This window comes from Pseudomonas sp. A25(2017), assembly GCF_002001065.1.
GTDB lineage: Bacteria > Pseudomonadota > Gammaproteobacteria > Pseudomonadales > Pseudomonadaceae > Aquipseudomonas > Aquipseudomonas kilonensis.
The window spans coordinates 30,065-50,179 of the sequence record NZ_MUOA01000072.1 but is presented as its reverse complement, the minus strand read 5'-3'; the positions used below and the strand labels follow the sequence as shown (position 1 = coordinate 50,179).

At 62.2% G+C, this 20,115-nt stretch carries 21 protein-coding genes; 14 read left to right on the top strand and 7 right to left on the bottom strand.

Annotation, left to right across the window (positions count from 1 at the left end):
- Nucleotides 1-16 precede the first annotated feature (16 nt).
- Nucleotides 17-922, bottom strand: a complete 906-nt coding sequence (gene hpaA / locus B0E42_RS17770; protein ID WP_077506946.1) for a 4-hydroxyphenylacetate catabolism regulatory protein HpaA — start codon at nt 920-922, stop codon at nt 17-19.
- A gap of 187 nt (nt 923-1,109) precedes the next feature.
- On the opposite strand from hpaA, the gene B0E42_RS17765 reads away from it, so the two are divergent.
- From B0E42_RS17765 to hpaI, 8 genes are all read left to right on the top strand, one after another.
- Nucleotides 1,110-1,787, top strand: coding sequence for a fumarylacetoacetate hydrolase family protein (locus B0E42_RS17765; protein WP_077506945.1), 678 nt, complete (start codon nt 1,110-1,112; stop codon nt 1,785-1,787).
- Nucleotides 1,784-2,554 (top strand): fumarylacetoacetate hydrolase family protein, encoded by a 771-nt coding sequence (locus B0E42_RS17760; RefSeq protein WP_024617857.1) that lies wholly within the window; start codon nt 1,784-1,786, stop codon nt 2,552-2,554. Before B0E42_RS17765 ends, B0E42_RS17760 begins: the two co-directional genes overlap by 4 nt.
- A 5-nt stretch (nt 2,555-2,559) precedes the next feature.
- The gene (hpaE, locus tag B0E42_RS17755) at nt 2,560-4,020 is read left to right on the top strand and encodes a 5-carboxymethyl-2-hydroxymuconate semialdehyde dehydrogenase (protein ID WP_014338032.1); all 1,461 of its coding nucleotides are present in this window, start codon (nt 2,560-2,562) and stop codon (nt 4,018-4,020) included.
- 175 nt (nt 4,021-4,195) lie between these two features.
- Nucleotides 4,196-5,053: a 3,4-dihydroxyphenylacetate 2,3-dioxygenase gene (gene hpaD / locus B0E42_RS17750; RefSeq protein ID WP_018613311.1), complete on the top strand. Its 858-nt coding sequence runs from the start codon at nt 4,196-4,198 to the stop codon at nt 5,051-5,053.
- Between the two features lie 45 nt (nt 5,054-5,098).
- Nucleotides 5,099-5,491 carry a 5-carboxymethyl-2-hydroxymuconate Delta-isomerase gene (locus B0E42_RS17745; protein ID WP_077506944.1) on the top strand — a complete coding sequence of 131 codons (393 nt, stop codon included), beginning with the start codon at nt 5,099-5,101 and terminating at the stop codon, nt 5,489-5,491.
- 52 nt (nt 5,492-5,543) lie between these two features.
- The gene (locus B0E42_RS17740; RefSeq protein WP_053188130.1) at nt 5,544-6,848 is read left to right on the top strand and encodes an MFS transporter; all 1,305 of its coding nucleotides are present in this window, start codon (nt 5,544-5,546) and stop codon (nt 6,846-6,848) included.
- A gap of 12 nt (nt 6,849-6,860) precedes the next feature.
- Entirely contained in the window at nt 6,861-7,664 is an 804-nt protein-coding gene (gene hpaH, locus B0E42_RS17735; protein WP_024617859.1) for a 2-oxo-hept-4-ene-1,7-dioate hydratase, read from the top strand.
- A 14-nt stretch (nt 7,665-7,678) separates the two neighbouring features.
- Nucleotides 7,679-8,476 (top strand): 4-hydroxy-2-oxoheptanedioate aldolase, encoded by a 798-nt coding sequence (gene hpaI, locus B0E42_RS17730; protein WP_053179571.1) that lies wholly within the window; start codon nt 7,679-7,681, stop codon nt 8,474-8,476.
- Nucleotides 8,477-8,615: 139 nt separating this feature from the next.
- Here the strand turns inward: hpaI and hpaR are convergent, their stop codons facing one another.
- From hpaR to B0E42_RS17710, 3 genes are all read right to left on the bottom strand, one after another.
- The gene (gene hpaR / locus B0E42_RS17720; RefSeq protein WP_018613322.1) at nt 8,616-9,038 is read right to left on the bottom strand and encodes a homoprotocatechuate degradation operon regulator HpaR; all 423 of its coding nucleotides are present in this window, start codon (nt 9,036-9,038) and stop codon (nt 8,616-8,618) included.
- A 224-nt stretch (nt 9,039-9,262) separates the two neighbouring features.
- Nucleotides 9,263-10,204, bottom strand: a complete 942-nt coding sequence (locus B0E42_RS17715; protein WP_077506942.1) for a p-hydroxyphenylacetate 3-hydroxylase reductase component — start codon at nt 10,202-10,204, stop codon at nt 9,263-9,265.
- Between the two features lie 65 nt (nt 10,205-10,269).
- Nucleotides 10,270-11,439, bottom strand: a complete 1,170-nt coding sequence (locus B0E42_RS17710; RefSeq protein ID WP_077506941.1) for a p-hydroxyphenylacetate 3-hydroxylase oxygenase component — start codon at nt 11,437-11,439, stop codon at nt 10,270-10,272.
- A gap of 311 nt (nt 11,440-11,750) precedes the next feature.
- Here B0E42_RS17710 and B0E42_RS17705 point away from each other — a divergent pair, with 311 nt between their 5' ends.
- From B0E42_RS17705 to B0E42_RS17680, 6 genes are all read left to right on the top strand, one after another.
- Complete coding sequence (locus B0E42_RS17705) at nt 11,751-13,049, top strand: FAD-binding oxidoreductase (RefSeq protein WP_053188121.1); 1,299 nt, start codon at nt 11,751-11,753, stop codon at nt 13,047-13,049.
- A 178-nt stretch (nt 13,050-13,227) separates the two neighbouring features.
- Nucleotides 13,228-13,593, top strand: coding sequence for a cupin domain-containing protein (locus tag B0E42_RS17700; RefSeq protein ID WP_018613329.1), 366 nt, complete (start codon nt 13,228-13,230; stop codon nt 13,591-13,593).
- A gap of 51 nt (nt 13,594-13,644) precedes the next feature.
- Nucleotides 13,645-14,304, top strand: a complete 660-nt coding sequence (locus tag B0E42_RS17695) for a helix-turn-helix transcriptional regulator (protein ID WP_018613332.1) — start codon at nt 13,645-13,647, stop codon at nt 14,302-14,304.
- Nucleotides 14,305-14,382: 78 nt separating this feature from the next.
- A complete protein-coding gene (locus B0E42_RS17690) occupies nt 14,383-15,204 on the top strand; it encodes a molybdenum cofactor biosynthesis F family protein (RefSeq protein WP_018613334.1) in 822 nt (273 codons plus the stop codon).
- A complete protein-coding gene (locus tag B0E42_RS17685; RefSeq protein WP_077506940.1) occupies nt 15,197-15,997 on the top strand; it encodes an SDR family NAD(P)-dependent oxidoreductase in 801 nt (266 codons plus the stop codon). Before B0E42_RS17690 ends, B0E42_RS17685 begins: the two co-directional genes overlap by 8 nt.
- A complete protein-coding gene (locus tag B0E42_RS17680) occupies nt 15,990-16,757 on the top strand; it encodes an SDR family oxidoreductase (protein ID WP_077506939.1) in 768 nt (255 codons plus the stop codon). Before B0E42_RS17685 ends, B0E42_RS17680 begins: the two co-directional genes overlap by 8 nt.
- 182 nt (nt 16,758-16,939) lie before the next feature.
- Here the strand turns inward: B0E42_RS17680 and feaR are convergent, their stop codons facing one another.
- The 3 genes from feaR to B0E42_RS17665 form a co-directional block, all read right to left on the bottom strand.
- Complete coding sequence (gene feaR / locus B0E42_RS17675; protein ID WP_018613340.1) at nt 16,940-17,902, bottom strand: transcriptional regulator FeaR; 963 nt, start codon at nt 17,900-17,902, stop codon at nt 16,940-16,942.
- A gap of 123 nt (nt 17,903-18,025) precedes the next feature.
- The gene (locus B0E42_RS17670) at nt 18,026-18,646 is read right to left on the bottom strand and encodes a DUF3156 family protein (RefSeq protein ID WP_168188526.1); all 621 of its coding nucleotides are present in this window, start codon (nt 18,644-18,646) and stop codon (nt 18,026-18,028) included.
- Complete coding sequence (locus tag B0E42_RS17665) at nt 18,591-20,090, bottom strand: APC family permease (protein ID WP_018613344.1); 1,500 nt, start codon at nt 20,088-20,090, stop codon at nt 18,591-18,593. The genes B0E42_RS17670 and B0E42_RS17665 overlap by 56 nt, the downstream gene beginning before the upstream one ends.
- Between the last annotated feature and the right edge of the window lie 25 nt (nt 20,091-20,115).

Here is a 20,115-nt window from a genome sequence, read left to right as displayed (position 1 = left end):
TCCCTCTCCCCACCATTCAGCGCAAGCCCGATTGCCGCTGGCGATACTCCCCCGGCGTGAGCTGGGCGTAGCGCTGGAAAAAACGGCTGAAATAGGCCGGGTCCTTGAACCCGAGCTGGTAGCAGATTTCATTGGCCGAGCTGCCGGTGAACAACAACAGGCGCTTGGCCTCCTGCATCAGCCGCTCCATGATCAGGCGCTTGGAAGGCAGGTCGGCGATGCGTCGGCACACGTCATTGAGGCGCGCCTCGGTCACGCCGACGCCTTCGGCGTAGCGCGACAACGGCCAATGCTGCAGGTAGTGGGCCTCGATCAACTCGTTGAAGCGGTGAAAGATCTTCAGGTCTTCATGCCGGGCCGGCCTGGCCTCCAGGGAGTTGGAACACAACCGTAGCAGGCTGATCATGATCAGCCGCGTCAAAGCGTCCAGTGTTGCGCTGCGCCCCGGGCGCCCGGCCGTCACCTCCTCGCTCAATTCCTCGAACAGGTATTCCAACCGCCGCACCTCCCCCGCCTGCCCGGGCCCCAGTTGCGCCAGCGCTACGCAGGCCGCCGGCATTTGCACGCCCGCCGGCGCCAGGCTCGGGTCGGCGTCGATCAACTGCCACACCAGTTGCTGGCGCACCGTCAGCACATGTCCGTCACTGTCGGCCTCGGTCACGAAGGAATGGGGAATGGTCGGCGGTGTGAGGAAGAACATCGGGCCGGATTCGACGTACTGCTGATCATCGAGATACACCCGCACGGTGCCGCTCTTGACGTAGTGCACCTGGAAGAACCGGTCGTGGCGATGAACCGGCATGTTGCGGCCGAAAAAATCCGCCAGGTTGGCGAGTCGGTCGTAATGCACTTCGGCGTCGCTGTAGCGCTGGTCGTACACCTGACCAATGTTGATGTTGGGGATCGGCTGACGGTCAGTCATCACGCAGTACTCGTTTTCTTATTCTGGTCCAGGCACCTGCCGCACCCATCCTGCACCGAATCCGGCAAGGCAACCAGTGCCCGCTCATTCTGTCACGCTTGACGATAGTTAACATCTTAATTATAACTGTTAACACATTAACAATAACCGCAGAGCCCTCACCCCTCTGCATCGCCAGGAGACAAGCATGAGCCGTGCCCTGCATGACGTCGCGACCGGCACCCTGTTCGGGGTCGCGCTGAACTACCAGGGGCTGCTGAAACAGCGCCTCGCCGAGTTCGAGCAACCGCCCTACCAGAAGCCGCCGCTCAAGCCCGTGCTGTTCATCAAGACCCCCAACACCCGCAACTGGCACGGTGCCGAGGTGGTTCACCCCGGTCGCGGCGAAACACTGCAACCAGGGCCGGCGCTTGGCGTGGTCATGGGCAAGTCAGCCAGTCGCGTCAGCACCGCCGAAGCCCTGGACTACGTGGCCGGCTACACCATCGTCAATGAATTCAGCCTCCCGGAAGACAGCTATTACCGCCCCGCCGTCAAGGCCAAGTGCCGGGACGGCTTCTGCGCCATCGGCCCGGAACTGGTGCCCACCGCCCAGGTGGCCGACCCGCACAGCCTGGCGATCACGCTGTACGTCAACGGCGAGGTTCGCCAGCAGAACAGCACGGCCCACTTCGTTCGCAACATTCCCCAACTGATTGCCGAGATCAGCGAATTCATGACCCTGCATGCCGGCGACGTGCTGATCACCGGCACACCTGAAGGCCGGGTCGACGTACTGCCCGGTGACCGTGTCGAAGTGGACATCAGCGGCCTGGGCCGTCTGGTCAATACCATCGTGGCCGAGGAAACAGGAGCAGGTTCATGAAACACGCGCGCATTCGTTTTGAAGGCCAGGATCAAGCCGTCACCGTTGAAGCTCACAACGCTGTACGCCTGGCCGACGGTCGCGTGCTGGCCGAGGATCAGGTCCAGTGGCTGCCACCGGCCACCGGCAGCATGTTCGCCCTGGGCCTGAACTATGCCGATCACGCCGCCGAACTGGCGTTCAAGCCGCCGACCGAGCCCCTGGCATTCATCAAGTCCCGCGGTACCTACACCGGCCACAACCAGGCGACCTGGCGTCCCGACAACGTCGCCTACATGCACTACGAGTGCGAGCTGGTGGCGGTCATCGGCAAAGCGGCGCGCAACGTCAAGCGCGAGGATGCGTTGGAATACCTGGCTGGCTACACCGTGTGCAACGACTACGCGATCCGCGATTACCTGGAAAACTACTACCGCCCCAACCTGCGGGTGAAGAACCGTGATGCCACCACCCCCGTCGGCCCATGGATCGTCGATGTGGCCGATGTGCCGGACCCGAGCAACCTGACGCTGCGCACCTGGATCAATGGCGAACTGCGCCAGGAAGGCAGCACCAAGGACATGATTTTCGATATCCCGTACCTGATCGAGTACCTGTCCAGCTTCATGACCTTGCAGCCCGGCGACATGATTGCCACCGGCACGCCGGAAGGCCTGGCGGACGTGGTGCCCGGTGATGAAGTGGTGGTGGAAGTGGAAGGCGTCGGCCGTCTGGTCAATCGAATTGTCAGCGAAGCCGAGTTCTTCGCATCCCGTAAAGAGGCTTGAGCAGCATGATCAAACACTGGATCAACGGCCGTGAGGTCGAAAGCAAAGACGTCTTCGTCAACTACAACCCGGCCACGGGCGAGGCCATCGGCGAAGTCGCCAGCGGCGGCGCCGAGGAAGTCGCCCAAGCCGTGGCTGCGGCCAAGGAGGCCTTTCCAAAGTGGGCCAATACGCCTGCCAAGGAACGCGCCCGGCTGATGCGCAAGCTCGGTGAACTGATCGAACAGAACGTGCCGAAACTGGCCGAACTGGAAACCCTCGACACGGGCTTGCCGATCCACCAGACCAAGAACGTGCTGATTCCGCGTGCCTCCCACAACTTCGATTTTTTTGCCGAAGTCTGCACGCGGATGGACGGTCACACCTATCCGGTCGATGATCAGATGCTCAACTACACCCTGTACCAACCGGTGGGTGTCTGCGCGCTGGTATCGCCCTGGAACGTACCGTTCATGACCGCGACCTGGAAGACCGCGCCGTGCCTGGCGCTGGGCAACACGGCCGTGCTGAAGATGTCCGAGCTGTCGCCGCTGACCGCCAACGAGCTGGGTCGCCTGGCGGTGGAGGCAGGCCTGCCCAATGGCGTGTTGAACGTGATCCAGGGTTACGGCGCAACCGCCGGCGATGCGTTGGTGCGCCACCCGGATGTGCGGGCGATCTCTTTCACCGGCGGCACCGCCACCGGCAAGAAAATCATGCAGACCGCCGGGTTGAAGAAGTATTCGATGGAACTCGGCGGCAAGTCGCCGGTGCTGATTTTCGAAGACGCCGACCTCGAACGGGCCCTGGATGCGGCGCTGTTCACGATTTTTTCCCTCAATGGCGAACGCTGCACCGCCGGCAGCCGGATCTTCATCCAGGAAAGCGTCTACCCGCAGTTCGTCGCCGAGTTCGCCGCCCGCGCCAAGCGCCTGATCGTCGGTGATCCGCAGGACCCGAAGACCCAGGTCGGCTCGATGATCACCCAGGCCCACTACGACAAGGTCACCGGCTACATCAAGATCGGCCTCGAAGAAGGCGCCACCCTGCTGGCCGGCGGCCTGGAGCGTCCGGCCAATTTGCCGGCGCATTTGAGCCGCGGCCAGTTCATCCAGCCAACGGTGTTCGCCGACGTGAACAACAACATGCGCATCGCCCAGGAAGAAATCTTCGGCCCGGTGGTGTGCCTGATCCCGTTCAAGGACGAGGCCCAAGCCTTGCAACTGGCCAACGACACCGAATACGGCCTGGCCTCGTACATCTGGACCCAGGACATCGGCAAGGCCCATCGCCTGGCCCATGGCATCGAGGCCGGCATGGTGTTCATCAACAGCCAGAACGTGCGCGACCTGCGCCAGCCTTTCGGCGGCGTAAAGGGTTCCGGAACCGGCCGCGAAGGCGGACAGTACAGCTTTGAAGTGTTTGCCGAGATCAAGAACGTTTGCATCTCCATGGGCAGTCATCACATACCCCGCTGGGGTGTATGACCCAAGGTCAGTGATGAACCCCGTGGCGAGGGGATTTATCCCTGTACCTGTGGGAGCAAGGCTTGCCCGCGATGAAGGCACTGCGGTCTTTCAGAAATCGAGTCGTCTGCATTCGCGAGCAAGCTTTGCTCCCACAACCAAGATTCAACAAGAACAATTTTTCAGGAGAATCATCATGGGCGAAGTCGTCCTGGCTGCGAAAATCTGCCACGTTCCCTCGATGTACCTGTCGGAGCTGCCCGGCAAGCACCACGGTTGCCGCGCCGCCGCGATTGCCGGCCACAAGGAAATCGGTCGTCGCGCCCGGGAACTGGGGGCCGATACCGCCGTGGTGTTCGACGTGCACTGGCTGGTCAACAGCGCCTATCACGTCAACAGCGGCGCGCACTTCAAGGGCATCTACACCAGCAACGAGCTGCCGCACTTCATCAAGAACATGGAGTACGAATACTCAGGCGCCCCGGAACTGGGCGAGCTGATCGCCGCCGAGGCCAATGCCGCCGACGTGCGCACCCTGGCCCACAACATCCCGAGTCTTGAACTGGAATACGGCACGCTGGTGCCCATGCGCTACATGCACATGGACGTCCCTCAGGAACAGAAATTCGACGTCGTGTCGATTGCCGCCTGGTGCGCCTGGCACCGCCTGCAAGACAGCTTCACCTTCGGCGCCGCCGTGCGCCGGGCCATCGAAAAAAGCGATCGCAAGGTGCTGGTGCTCGCGTCCGGCTCGCTGTCGCACCGTTTCTCCGATGATCGCAACGCCGAAGCCAACATCCACAACTGGACGCGGGAATTCGACAAGCAGGTCGACCTGCACGTCGTCGAGATGTGGCGCCAAGGCCGCTGGAAAGAGTTCTGCGCCATGCTCCCGGACTACGCCGAACACTGCTTTGGCGAAGGCAAGATGCATGACACGGCGATGCTGCTGGGGTTGCTCGGCGGGCCGGACTACGACAAGCCTGCCGAAATCATCACCGAGCCTTTCGGCAGCTCCGGCACCGGACAGATCAACGCCGTCTTCCCTGTTTGACACTGCAGCCGTACGGTACCCCCGTACGGCCTGAAGGAACCGTTCATGCCGCATTTCATCGCTGAATACACCGACAACATCGAACAACAAGCCGACCTGCCCGGCCTGTTTGAAAAGGTCCACGCCTTGCTGGGCGACAGCGGCGTCTTCCCCCTGGGCGGCATCCGCAGCCGCGGCGTGCGCCTGGACACCTGGCGCATGGCTGACGGCAAGCACGACTACGCCTTCGTGCACATGACCTTGAAAGTCGGCCACGGCCGTGACCTGGCCACCCGCCAGAAAGTCGCGGAAAAACTCTTCGAGGTGATCACCGCGCACTTCGCCGAGCTCCAGGCCCAACGCCTGCTGGCCCTGTCGTTCGAGATGATCGAGCTGCACGAACAGCTCAATTTCAAGGCCAACAACGTCCACGCCTTCCTCAAGGGCCAGGCCACCTGAATCCGTCTGCCTCGCGTTTCCCATCGGCCTCTCTGACAAAAAGTACAAGATCATGAGCACAGCCAATACCGCCAACACGGCCGGCACCATCGCGCACGACCGCACCCACGCCACCATCACCTGGCGGCTGATGCCGCTGCTGCTGGTCTGTTACCTCTTTGCCCACCTGGATCGCATCAACATCGGCTTCGCGAAGATGCAGATGAGCGCCGACCTGCAGTTCAGCGATACAGTCTACGGCTTCGGCGCAGGGCTGTTCTTCATCGCCTACGCGCTGTTTGGGGTGCCCAGCAACATGGCCCTGGACCGGGTCGGTCCGCGGCGCTGGATCGCCGCGCTGATGGTGGTCTGGGGCGCCTTGTCCACCGGCATGTTCCTGATCGACAGCGCCGCCGGTTTCTACGTGTTGCGCTTTCTGCTGGGCGTGGCCGAGGCCGGTTTCTTTCCTGGCATCCTGGTCTTTCTCAACCGTTGGTATCCGGCCCGGCGTCGGGCCCAGGTGACCGCGTTGTTTGCCATCGCCGTGCCGATGGCCGGGGTGATTGGCGGGCCTTTGTCCGGCGGCATTCTCGAGCACTTCCATGACCTTGGCGGCCTGCGCGGCTGGCAATGGATGTTCGTCATCGAAGGGCTACCGGTGATCCTGCTCGGCCTTGTTGTGCTCAAGTGCCTGCCGGACAATTTCGAGACGGTCAGGTGGCTCACACCACACGCCAAGCAGCAGCTGCGCGAACAACTGAGCCTTGAAGAACAGCGCAAATCCATCACCTCGTTTTCGGCGATCCTCAACAATCCGCAGGTCTGGTTGTTGGTGGCGGTTTACTTCGCCGTGATGCTGGCGGTGAACACCCTGGCCTTCTGGATGCCGACCCTGATCCATGGCGCCGGCATCGGCAGCGACGGCAAGGTCGGGCTGCTCAGCGCGGTGCCGTACCTGGCCGGCTGTTTCTTCATGATCGGCTGCGGGCGTTCCTCCGACCGCCATCGCGAACGCCGCTGGCACCTGTGCGTGCCGCTGTGGATGGCCGCGCTGGGTATTGCGGTCACCGGGCTCTCACCTGGTAATCCGACCCTGGTGCTCAGCGGCCTGATTGTCGCCGGCATGGGTGCCAGTGCGGCGTTGCCGATGTTCTGGCAGCTGCCGCCAGCCTTCCTGTCCAACGCCACCCAGGCCGCCGGCATTGCCCTGATCAGTTCCTTCGGCAGCATCGCCTCATTCTTCGCGCCCTACCTGATCGGCTGGATGCGCGACACCACCCAGAGCGCCAGCCTCGCCCTGTATGTGCTGGCCCTGCTCATCGCCCTTGGCGGCTTGCTGGTGCTGCGCACCCGGGCCGCCATCGTCAACCCTCAATAAGAGACCCTTGCCATGCTTGACCAGAACCTCATCCAGCAAGCCGCCGCCCGCCTCGACCATGCCGAACGCTCCCGCGAACAGGTGCGGCAGTTTTCCCTCGATCACCCGGACATCACCATCGAGGATGCCTACGCCATCCAGCGCGCCTGGGTCGCGCAAAAAATCAAGGACGGGCGCAAGCTGGTCGGCCACAAGATCGGCCTAACCTCCCGGGCCATGCAGGTGTCGTCGAACATCACCGAGCCGGACTACGGCGCACTGCTCGACGACATGTTTTTCGATGAAGGCACCGATATCCCGTTCGAGCGTTTCATCGTGCCACGGGTGGAAGTGGAGCTGGCGTTCATCCTCGGCAAGCCGTTGAAAGGTCCGAACGTGACGGTGTTCGACGTGCTCGACGCCACTGAATGGGTGATCCCGGCGCTGGAAATCATCGATGCGCGCATCCAGCAGATCGACCCGCAGACCAAGGCGACCCGCAAGGTGTTCGACACCATCTCCGACAACGCCGCCAATGCCGGCGTGGTCATGGGCGGTCGCGCCGTACGCCCGACCGAGATCGACCTGCGCAAGGTGCCGGCGGTGCTCTACCGCAACGGCGTGATCGAAGAGTCCGGCGTCTCGGCGGCGGTGCTCAATCACCCGGCCAAAGGCGTGGCCTGGCTGGCGAACAAACTGGCGGCCTATGACGTCACCCTGCAACCGGGACAGGTCATCCTCGGTGGCTCCTTCACCCGCCCGGTGGCCGCCAACCCCGGCGACACCTTCCATGTCGACTACGACCTGCTCGGTTCCATCGCCTGCCGTTTCGTCTGATCGGAGACCGTTTCATGGACATGCCCATCAATACCTTCAAGCAACGCCTGCGCAGCGGCGAGGCGCAGATCGGCCTGTGGCTGGGGTTGGCCGATGCCTACTGTGCGGAACTGGCGGCCAACGCCGGCTTCGACTGGCTGCTGATCGACGGTGAACACGCGCCCAACGACTTGCGCACCTTGCTCGGCCAGCTTCAGGCCGTGGCACCCTACCCCAGCCAGCCGGTGATACGCCCGGTGATCGGTGACACGGCGCTGATCAAGCAAGTGCTCGATATTGGCGTGCAGACCCTGCTGGTGCCGATGGTGGAAAGCGCCGACCAGGCGCGCGAACTGGTGCGCGCCATCCACTACCCGCCCCATGGCGTACGCGGCGTCGGCAGCGCATTGGCCCGGGCATCACGCTGGAACAGCATCCCCGGTTACCTCGACAAGGCCGATGAACAGATGTGCCTGTTGGTCCAGATCGAAAGCCGCGAAGGCCTGGCCAACCTGGATGAAATTGCGGCAGTGGAAGGTGTGGATGGGGTCTTTATCGGCCCGGCTGACCTGAGCGCGTCCATGGGTTTTCGCGGCAACCCCGGTCACCCGGAGGTGCAAGCGGCCATCGAAGACGCCATCGCCCGCATCCGCCAGGCCGGCAAGGCAGCCGGGATTCTCAGCGCCGATGAAAAACTGGCCCGGCGCTATATCGAACTCGGCGCGGCGTTTGTCGCGGTGGGCGTGGATACGACGGTGTTGATGCGGGGCTTGCAGACACTGGCGGCGACGTTCAAGGACACACCGAAGCCTGCGGTTGGCGGGGTGTACTGATCGGTATCAAATACCTTGTGGCAAGGGGATCTGTGGGAGCAAAGCTTGCTCGCGAAACAGGCACCTCGGTCTCTGAAAGACCGCAGCGTCTTCATCGCGGGCAAGCCTTGCTCCCACAGAAAACAACTAGCCCGGGGTCTCAGCGCCTGATCGCCTTCAGCTCATTGAGCAACCCCAGCAGCGTCTGCAATTTTTCCTCCCCTAACTTGTCCTGCAGACGCTGGTAATTCTCTTCCATGCTCTGGCTCATCGAATCGAAACTCGCCTGCCCTTGCGGCGCCAGGCGCACCAGCACTCGCCGCTGATCCTGTTCAGCCTTGCGCCGCACCACCATGCCCGCCGCTTCCATGCGCACCAACACGCCGGTCATGCTGGGTTTGAGGATGCAGGCCAATTCGGCCAGGCGATTGATCTCCAGCTCATCGTGCTGGCTGAGAATACGGATGACCCGCCATTGCTGCTCGGTCAAGCCATGTTGATTGAGGGAAGGCCGGAAAAACCCCATGGCCGCTTCACGGGCCTGGAGCAGAGTCAGGGTCAAGGATTGGCGCAGCTTGGGCATGAGTATGTTCGCGAGAGGGATTTAGTTAATGAGTTAACTAAATCTTATCATTTTCGATGCCGAGTTACCTGCGGCGAGGGGACTCATTGTGGGAGCAAAGCTTGCTCGCGATACAGGCAATGAAAGTCTTTCAGAAATCGAGTCGCCTATGTCGCGAGCAAGCTTTGCTCCCACAACACCTCTCTCGCCACAAGGGGTGAATGCCAGTCTTTACTGAATGTCGCTCAAGCGCCCTTGATCACGCCCTTGAGCACTTGCTTGAAATGCTCGACCTGTTCCTCGCTGAACGGGTCGAACACCTTGTCCTGCTGCTCCTTGGCAATCGCCCAGAGCCCTTCGGTCTCATCGATACCCTTGGCAGTCAGGCGTACCCGCTCGCCTTCATCGCTCACCAGGCCCTTGCGCTTGAGGTTGGCCACGGCTTCTTCGATCTCGCGCGCCGGCATCGCCACTTCCCGCTGCAGGTCGCACAGGTTCAGCCCGGCGTCGTTCTCCAGCACCATCAACATCCGCGCCTCACTGGTGCGCAAGCCGGTGGACAACTGACGCGGCTGGTAGCTGGCCTGATAGGCCCGCAGTGCCTGGGTCATCAGGTAATACAGATTGTGGCTCAAGCGTCCCTGGAAGTGACTGCTGGGGGATTGGCCCTCTTCCCGTTTGGTCATGCGCGTGTGAGGCAGCACCATCGAGTAGGCGCCCTGGTGATAGAGCAACGGCGAGCGTCCGAAATCATCAAACGCCACGACCTTGCCGATCATGATCCAGTGATCGCCGCCATCGACCTGCTGGAATTTTTCACAGTGAAAACGCGCCGAACAATCGACAAGCACCGGAGCGCCGCCTTCGCCGGTCTCGAATTCGATTTCAGCGAAGCGGTCCTCCTTGGGTCGTGCGAAGTTGTTCGACAGGTCGATCTGGTCGGCGGCCAGCACGTTCACCGCAAAGTGGCTGGCGGCTTCGAACACGCCATGGCTGCTGGATCGTTTGTCGATGCTCCACAGGATCAATGGCGGGTCCAGGGACACCGAGTTGAAACTGTTGGCCGTCACACCGACCTTGCGGCCATCTTCAGTGGCAGCGGTGACCACGGTCACGCCGGTGGCGAAGTTACCCAGGGCCCGGCGGAACGCGCGGGTGTCGAAAGCGGTAGCACAAAGACTGGACATGCAAGACTCCCGGCCGCCTCGAGCGACGGCCTCGATTATTGTTCTGGGGTTCAGCGAACAGGCGGTCAAACCATGGAAGGATCAGGCTCAAGGCCCATCAGCTCACGACCGAGAATCTGCGCGCAGACGTCGTAGTCGGTATAGGCATGGGCGCCGGTCAGGTGGGCGTCGCGGAACAGCCGTTGCAACTCATTGCTTTCGAACCAGGCACCGCCGCCAGCCGCCTCCATCAAGCGATCGACGGCCTGGATGCACATCTTGGTGGCGTAACCCTGGTTGGTCCGCCAGAACGCCAGGGTTTCCCGGCTGGGGTATTCATGGCGCTCGCCGTATTCGGCGTGCTCCTGCCAGGTTTTCTCCAGGAAGGCACGGGCCGCCGCCACCTGATGGGTCGACTCGGCCAGGCGCATCAACGCCGGGGTAGCGGCACCGACTGCCGCACCGGTGTAGGCCCGCACACGGTTGCGGGTTTTCTCGCGAAAGACCTCCAGCATCCGTTCGGCCACGCCGAGGCTGACCGTGGAGAAACCACTGGCGAAGTAAGGTCGGTATGGCGAGTAGAAAATCTTGCTGTCGGGGTAGAGGCCGAATCCGCCGGACTTGCCCTCCATCATGTCCTTGGCTTTCTGGATCCGGTGTTCCGGCACGAAAGCATTGTCGATGATCAACGTCTTGCTGCCACTGCCGCGCATGCCCACCGCAAACCAGTCATCGCGAATCGCATAGTCGCTGCGCGGCAGCACTGCAAAGCAATAGTCCTGGGCGCCTTCGGCGTTTTTACGGCGAAACCCCACGATCGCCCATTCGGCATGATCGCAGCCGCTGCTCCAGCCCATTTCACCGCTGAACATCACACCGCCCTCGACGTCCTCGGTGCGACCAAACGGCGCGATGCTGCTGCTGGCGGTGGCATCGGGATCATCGCCCCAGACTTCCTGCTGGGCCTTGGCCGGGAACATTGCCAACTGATGGCTGTGGGTGCACAACAGGCTCATGGCCCAGGCCGTGCTGGCACAGGCACCGGCCAGCAGCGCGATGCAATCGGCGAACTGCGGCAGGGAAATCTCCATGCCACCGTAGGGTTTTGGTTGGAAGGCCCGGTGCATGCCGATGCTTTTGAGCAAGGCTATATTCTCGGCAGGCACGCTACGGTCTTTCTCCGCCTGGAAGGCATTGGCGGCAATGACCGGCAGGATCGGCTTGAGGTCTTCGAGCAGCGGGTTTGGCTTTTTCATGGACGGGCTCTTTTATTATTGGCATCTGCCGATCCCGCCTCTGCCCGGCAACCTGAGGTTGCACAAACAGCGGGATCAGTGATTAAGGCCGGTCCAGTATGGGCAATCACGGGCAGGTGAAAAATGCACCTTCCAGATCCAAGGTTGTACTTTTCATGGGCAGGTTTCGGCTCCCTGGCGCGCTCGGTCAAATACCCCGGCACGGATGATCAAGACAGGCACCCCCATCCGGGCTCTTAATAGGGCCATCCCCTGCAATGCCTTGCGTAGGCGTTGCAACGGAGTTTCCTTTCACTTTGTCAGGTTGCGTCATGATCAATATCGAAACGCCCACCTATTACACGGCCACCAAGAAATACAACCTCAGCTTCCCCACGCTGGAACAGGACGTGGACGCCGATGTTGTGGTCATTGGCGGCGGTTTCTCCGGCATCAATACCGCGCTGGAGCTCGCCGAAAAAGGCATCACCAACATCGTGGTGCTGGAGGCGCGTTACCTGGGGTTCGGCGGCACCGGGCGCAATGGCGGGCAGATCATGGCCGGCATCGGTCATGACCTGGAAAAGATCAAGAAGGACGTGGGTGAAGACGGCCTGCGCCAGATCTTCGAGATCAGCGACCTGGGCGCCGACATCATCAAGGACCGTATCGCCAAGTACGCCATCGATGCCGACTTCTGCCACGGCTACGGCTACATGGGCTTCAACGCGCGCCAGGAGAAAACCCTGCGGGCCTGGGAAAAAGACTTCAAGTCAGTCAACAGCAAACACGAGATCCGCTTTCTCGGCGGCTCCGACGTGCAGCAGATCATCGGCTCCAAGGCCTACAGCAGCGCCTTGCTGCACATGGGCGGCGGGCACGTGCACTCGCTGAATCTGCTACTGGGTGAGGCCAAGGCCCTGGTCAGCCACGGCGTGCGGATTTTCGAAAACAGCCCGGCCCTGGAAGTCAGCTATGGCGAGCGCATCACCGTGCGTACCGGGCGTGGCTCGGTCAGGGCCAGCAAGCTGCTCTGGGCCTGCGACAGTTTCCTCAACAAGCTGGAACCGGAACTGCACCGCTCGACCATCAACACCTACGCCTTCCAGATGATGACCGAGCCGTTGTCGGACGAACTGATCCAGCGCATCAGCCCGATTCGCGGAGCCTACAGCGACATTCGCCCGGTGATCGACTACTACCGCGTCACCCACGAAAACCGCCTGCTGTTCGGTGCCGCGACGCCGTTGGTGGAGCACATCCCCCAAGATCTGAAGGCCTGGAACCGGCGCCTGATGCTGAAGATCTTCCCGTACCTCAAGGACGTGAAGATCGACCTGGCCTGGGGCGGCCCGATGGCCTGCAGCCCGAACCTGTTCCCGCAGATCGGCACCCTGCCCGGTCGCAGCAACGCGTTTTTCGTCCAGGGTTACTCAGGCTTTGGCGTCACCCCGAGCCACATCATCTGCAAAGTGCTGGCCGAAGGCATGAGCGAAGGCTCGGCGCGCTACGACCTGGTCAGCTCGATCCATCGCCCGACCATCATCGGCAAAGACGCCATTCGTCCATTGCTGCTGACCGCCGGCAAGTCCTGGCATCAGCTGTCGGGCTACTGGAACGGCCGTCGCTGAGGGAGGGGATTTATCCCGCTGCGCTGCCGTAGGAGCTGTCGAGTGAAACGAGGCTGCGATCTTTCCATTGACCATTGAGTCTAGAGCGAAAGGTCAAAATCAAAAGATCGCAGGCTTCGCCAGCTCCTACAGCACCCCACCCAACTTCACTATTTTTCAATCATCAGGAGTCACTGCCATGCCCCTTATCACCCTCGAAAAAGACATCCAGCTGTCCGACCTGGACGCCTGGGGCACCGTCGCCGATCTCGGTTCGCAGATTCTCGAAGGCGAAGTCAAAGCCTTCGGCAAGATGACCTTCGGCGCACCGACCGACCCCGTCAGCAGCGCCTACTTCGGCACCACCCAAGGCAAGTTCCGGATGGTCTACCCCTTCGCCGAACAAGCCACCGTGGTCACCGGTGAAGTAGTGCTCACCGACGAGACCACCGGCCAGAGCACCCGCTACAAGGCCGGCGACAGCTGGTTCGTGACCAAGGGCACGCCAGTGCTGTGGGAAGTGCTCAGCGAGAGTTTCGTCAAACACTACTTCGCGGTAGCCTGATCGGACTTGGCTGCCGGCCCCACCGGCAGCCCTCTCGGCGAAGGTGCGAGCATGAACGTCATCCCCACCCAGGACATCGCCGGCCAGTGCCTGCACGCCTTTACCCAGCTGGTTCCCGTCAGCCGGGCGGCGTTCTACTGCGTGGATCGGCAGCTGCAAGTCCACGACTTCAGCCTGCATGGGATGAGCGGCGAGATGCACCGCGACTACCTGGACAACTACCGCCAGTTCGATCCGCTGCACCCGCGCCACTGCGTGTCCAGCGAGTTGGCCGTGGTGCCGTTGAGCCTGGCGATGGCCCGCCAACCGCGACGTGACAACCATCGTTATCACGACTTCCTGCAGCGCTACGGCGTGGTCGACGTGGTGGAAGTCTTCGCCCATCGGGACGGTCAGCCCCAAGCCGCGATTTCGTTGCTGCGCACTGCCGAGCAAGGCGTCTTCACCAGCCAGCAGTTGAGTCAACTCAGCGCGTTGCAGGCCTTGCTGCAACTGGCCGTGGCCCATTTGCCTGGCCATGAGGACCCACTGGGCGACTTGACGCCCAAGGAACGCCAGATTGCCTGGCTGCTGCGCCAAGGCGTCAGCAACAAGCAATTGGCCCGGGAGCTGGAGGTGGGCTTGCCGACCATCAAGACTCACCTGATCCACCTGTTTCGCAAGGTTGGCGTGAGCAGCCGTACCGAGTTGGTCAGCGCACTGTTCCTCTGATCAACCATTTGGTTGATAGGCCGCCGTTGCCCGGCACCGCATGATCCGAGTGGCTAACTCAACCACCGGAGCCTTGCAATGAGCACCTCTTCAGACTGGATCACCGTCGGCGCCCTGGCCGATGGCTTTGCCCCCGAAGCCTTCATCCTGCCAAACCTGGCCGACCTGGACGGCAAGACCTTCACCCTGCATTTCGCCAATGGCTGGCAGATCGAGCATCGCTTCGAGCAGAATGCCGTGTCCTGGAACGCCGCCGATGGGCACTCCAGCGGCACCGCGCCCTACCGGGCCACGTCGGTACGCCCGGGCCTGTACCTGGTGGACTTCATCAAGCGCGAAGGCGAGCTGACGTCATCGATAAGCCTGGTGCTCGATACCGCCAGCGCGTCCTTCACCGCCGTGATCGGCCGCATGCCAAGCCAGCAAGAAACCGGCGAAGGCCTCTACAGCCGGGCGTTGACCGGCAAGCCCCTGACCTCGGTTCAAGCGCAGTTCCTGCACGGCAGCCTCGATCGTCCCTGGCAGCCTGGCCTGTGCCCGCACGCACCGACCACCGAACTGGTGGGGCTGCGCAACCTGTATCGCTACAGCCCGAGCGAAGTCTATGAACACATTTACCTCAACGACCAGTTCTACTCGTGGCAGTGCCTCAAGGGCGTTGAACAAGGCCTGTGCGACACCGATCGCTGCGACACCTACAAGATCGCCGATCAGCTGTACCTGTTCGTGTGGCGGGAAAAAATCATCCCGACCCTGGGCCTGGTGCTGATCGACCTGCAACAGCATCGCAGCGACGGCAAGATCTTTGGCTACGCCGGTGAGTCGTTCGATGAGTATTCCAATTTCCCGGTCAGTTCCTACTGCCAGGTTATCAATCAGACGGAGTATCCCGATGCCTGAATTACGCACCGTCGTGATCACGGGCGCCGGCACCGGTATCGGTGCGGCCTGCGCCCGCCTGTATGCCGCCGAAGGCGCCAACCTGGTGCTGATCGGTCGACGCCGCGAGCCCCTGGAAACCCTCGCCGAGGACATCGACGGCCTGGTGCTGGTCGGCGATGCAGCCTGCCCGACCACCTGGGACGGCTTCGTCGAGCAGATTCGCACGCGTTTTGGCCGACTCGACGTGCTGCTGGCCTGTGCCGGCGGCATGGGATTGGGCAGCGCCACCGAGACTCAGTCATCGGCCTGGGAAGCGGCCCTGCGCAGCAATCTCGACAGCGCCTTCTACAGCGCCCGGGCGTGCCTGCCCCTGCTGCAGGAAAGCGCCGGCAACATTGTGCTGATCGCCTCCATTGCTTCCTTGGCGGCAGGCCCGCACGTGTGCGGCTACACCACCGCCAAGCATGCGCTGCTGGGCCTCAACCGCTCCCTGGCAAGGGATTACGGGCCTCACGGCGTACGAGTCAATGCGATCTGCCCAGGTTGGGTCCGCACGCCCATGGCCGATGAAGAAATGCAGGCATTGATGCAGTTCCATGGCGAAACGTTGCAACAGGCGTATGACCGGGTCTGCGCCGACGTGCCGTTGCGCAGGCCGGCCAGTGCGCAGGAAATCGCCAACGCCTGTCGTTTCCTGGCCTCGCCTGATGCGTCGATCATCACTGGGGCGACGTTGGTGGCCGATGGCGGTTCCAGCATCGTCGACGTGCCGACACTGGCCTTCAGCCGGATGGAGGCGACCGATGCCTGAGGATCTGGATTTCAGCGGCCAGACCGTACTGGTCACCGGCGGCGCCCAGGGCATTGGCCGGGCCATCGTCGAAGCGTTTGCCCTGCGAGGGGCTCGCGTGGTGATTGCCGACCTGGGCCTGGCCCGGGCCGAAGCAGTGGCCGGCGAATTGACCGCCGTGGGCTGTCAGGTGCAAGCGGTGGGGGTTGACCTGGCCGACGCAACGGCGGTCTTCGGGATGTTGGCCGAGCTGGAGCAACGCTTGGGGAGGCTGGATATCCTGGTGCACAACGCCGGCTATTTTCCGCTGACACCGTTCGCCGAGATCACCCCGTCGATGCTTGAGCGAACGCTGGCGGTGAACTTGTCGGCGCTGTTCTGGCTGACCCAGGCCGCGTTGCCGATGTTCCGGCGCCAGGGCCAAGGCTGCGTGCTGGTGACCTCCTCGGTCACCGGCCCGCGGGTCGCGTATCCAGGGCTCAGCCACTACGCGGCCTCCAAGGCCGGGGTCAATGGTTTCATTCGCAATGCCGCGCTGGAGCTGGCAGCCGAGAATGTCCGCGTCAATGGCGTCGAGCCGGGCATGATTGCAACACCGGCCATGGCGAATCTTGGCGACGATGAGGTCAACCAGGACATCGCCCGCCGGGTGCCGCTGGGTCGATTGGGCCAACCGAGCGACATCGCTGGCGCCATGCTGTTCCTGGCGTCGAGCCTGGCCAGTTATGTGACCGGGCAGACTTTGGTGGTCGATGGGGGTTCGACTTTGCCGGAGGTTTGAGCCTACGGGAGCGGTGCCTCGCTGACGATGGTGGTGAATGTACCGCCGCCTTCGCGAGCAAGCCCGCTCCCACACTTTCCAATGTCATCCAAAAAAATCATGTTCATCACAAATCCCTTTGTGGGAGCGGGCTTGCTCGCGAAAGCGGTGGTTCAGACTGCAAAGCTATTGGACACATCCACTCAAGCCACCCCCATCCCCACCTGCAAACGGCTGGAACGAAACTCCTTGGGCGACAGCTCGAACTGCTTCTTGAACGAACGGCTGAAATGCGCCGAATCGGTAAAGCCCCATTTGTAGGCAATCGAGGTAATGGACTCATCCCGCAGGAACGGGTTGGTCAGGTCATCCGCGCTGCGCTTGAGCCGGGCCCGCTGGATGTAGCGGCAAACGCTGTCATCCTGCTCTTCGAACAAGCGATACAGATGCCGCACCGAAATATTCAGCCGATTGGCCAGGCCCACCGGGCTGAGGCCGGGTTGGGTCAGTGATTCGTCGATGACCTTCTGCACATAGCTGCGCAAGTGACTCCCCTGCAACGCCACCCCTTCGTCACGGCCATCACTATCCTGTTCCAGGGCCGAGCCCAACAGCGAAACGAAGGCACTCTGCAAGGCTTCACCCTCGCCCGCCGCGCCCTCGCCGTCCGGTGTGTCCCTGCACAGCTGGTCCATCAAGACATGCAGCATCCGTCCACACGCCTTGCTGGACGACACCTTGCCAAAGGTCCTGGTTTCCCCGCCCAGTTGCCGCGACACGTCCTGGCGCGACAAGGACAGCACCGCGTGTTCGATCAGGCCGAACGGGGTGATTTCAAGCGCCCCAACGGAATCCATCAACAACAATTCACCGGGCGCCAACTGGATGCTCCGACCGTTCTGGGTAATGCGGCAGTAGCCACTGCGCTGGCTGACCAGGAGGCAATCCTGGTCATCATCGTGATCGGCGTTGGGCGAGTGACGCTTGATGTTACCGGCATTGGTGCGCAGGTTCGCGAGGGCAAGGCCACCCCGATGGAAGTTCGACACTTCACCAATGAACAGCGCACGATTGAAGGCCAGCTCGGTGTCGAAGTGGCCGCAAGTCGCCCGCAGATCCCGGTTCCAAGTGTCCAGACCGTCCTGCCCAACCTGTTGCATGCTCATGGCATTCTCCGCAGTGGCTTTTTGTTTTTGTGCGGCAATAGTTAACATGTTATCTATATGCGCGCAACAAGTACCTGATCGCCAGAGCAGTAGCAGGAATGATGCCAGGGTAGAACAAAGGAATCAGAGCGTTGCCAACATCCGCTGCAGGCCGCCCAAGGTCGCCAGCAAGACGGTGCGCTGCTCCCGGCTCAACGGGATATAGCGACGAAAGGCCGGCATGCGATTGACCACTTCGCTACCGCCCATGTGTTCCAGGCGCACGCACCACTGGCGTCCTTGCAGATCGATGCGCAGCCGTTTGAAATCCAGCGGCATGAGGGCCTGGTACAGCACCGGATCCTGCTCCACGGCCGCCTGCAACCGGGCCGCGAGGTCACTGCGCCCGTCCCGCTGCCGGCAACGAATGCCGCTACGCCGAACAGCCCCGCCGTGGTGCAGTTCCAGGCGCGCCGTGCCCTCTCGGGAGGCAGGCACGCGCAGCACGAACTCGGTCATCACCAGGTGCATCAACAACTGCGACTCGGTGCGCTCGACAATCTCCAACTGCAAGCTGCCATCGTCGGTGGCGGCCGTCGCCGTAGCCGGGCCCACCACCTCGAATCGCACCAGCGCCAGGTTGCGCCGCAAGTGTTCCAGGGTCGCCCCAGGCCGATAACCGGCCGGGACGCGCTGGGCGCTGAACAACTCAGACAGTTTTTGCAGCAGGGTCGATAAACTCGCCCGCAGGTTGCCCTGGCTCATGGGAGAACTCCTTGGCCAGCACGTCTTCTACCGACGCTGGCTTGAATGGATTGACCTTCTGTACCACCAGGGTCCAGAACAAGGCATACGCCGCGGTGCCGCCGAGCATCACCGCGAAGGGCACGTAGATGTCTGCCGGATTCATCCCGGGCGGTGTGATGAACCACATGCCCAACACAATGCCGACACTGGACAGGATCTGTGGCAACGGGAACCACGGCGAGCGATAGGCCCGCGGCAGATCAGGGCGACGAATCCGCAGGCTGACCACCGACACGGTCACCAGCAGGTAGGCAAAACTCCAGGCACATACCGCGGCCAGCACCAAGTGCATGATGTTGTCGGGATTACCGCCCAGCCACCACGCATGCAGGCAAGGAATCAGCATCGCCACCAGGATGCACAGCAACGGCGTCTTGAAGCGCGGGTGCAGATAAGTGAAGACCTTCGGCAACGCGCCGTCCACCGCCATGCCGTAGAGAATTCGCGGCACGCCGGCCATCAGGGTGTTGATGGTCGCCGCACCGGCAAACAGAAAGCCGATGCCCAGCCACATCGGGCCGATATCGCCCATGACCTGTTCGGCGAAGCGTGGAATCGCCATGGGGGTGTCGAGCAGATGCACACCGCTGGTGGCATCGAGCAGCACGTTTTCCACCTGGCGCTTCATCGCTGCGCCGTAGATGAACATGCAGGTGGCAACGCTGAACAAGCCCAGCATCATCGCCCGGGGCATGGTTTTCGCAGAGTTGCGCAGGTCCGGCGCCAGCGGTGTGACGAATTCGCAGCCGACAAACATGAACATGGCCATGCCCACCAGCGACAACACCGTGACCAGATCGGTGCCCACCACGGACGCGCCAAACCAGCCCTCCAGCTCCACCGCCGGCGCAGCGATCAGGCCCAGCACGCCGAACACCATCAGGGTGGTCCACATGCCGAACGTCAGGATGATTTCGGCCCGGCCAAAGGCACTGACACCGAACGCATTGAGTACGCCAAACACCACCACGAACCCCACGCCCAGCAACCAGGAGCCGCCTGCCGATTCGGCCAGGGTGTTGAGGTGCTCGAAGTTCACCAGGGCCATGACACCGGCCAGGATGGTCTCGGCGGTGCCGGCGAACACATGGACAATCAGATAGGCCGACAAGGTCCCGGTAATCGCGAAGAAACGTCCCATGCCACAGTTGATGTAGTCATAGACCGAGCCGGTGGTCGGGAGCATCGACGCGGCCTCGGCAAACGTCGTCGCCTGGGCCAGCATCATGACCACGGCGATCAGCATCGCCACGGCAAAGGCGCTGCCACCAATGCCAAAGCCCATGGTCGCGGTGAGAATCACGGGGCTTGCCATGATCAGGCCAATGGTGCTGGCCAACGCGGTGGGAAAGCCCACCGAACCCCGGTTCAAGTGCTCGGTGAGCCTGTCATTGATCGACATGGTGCAGATCCTCGAAAGCGGATTT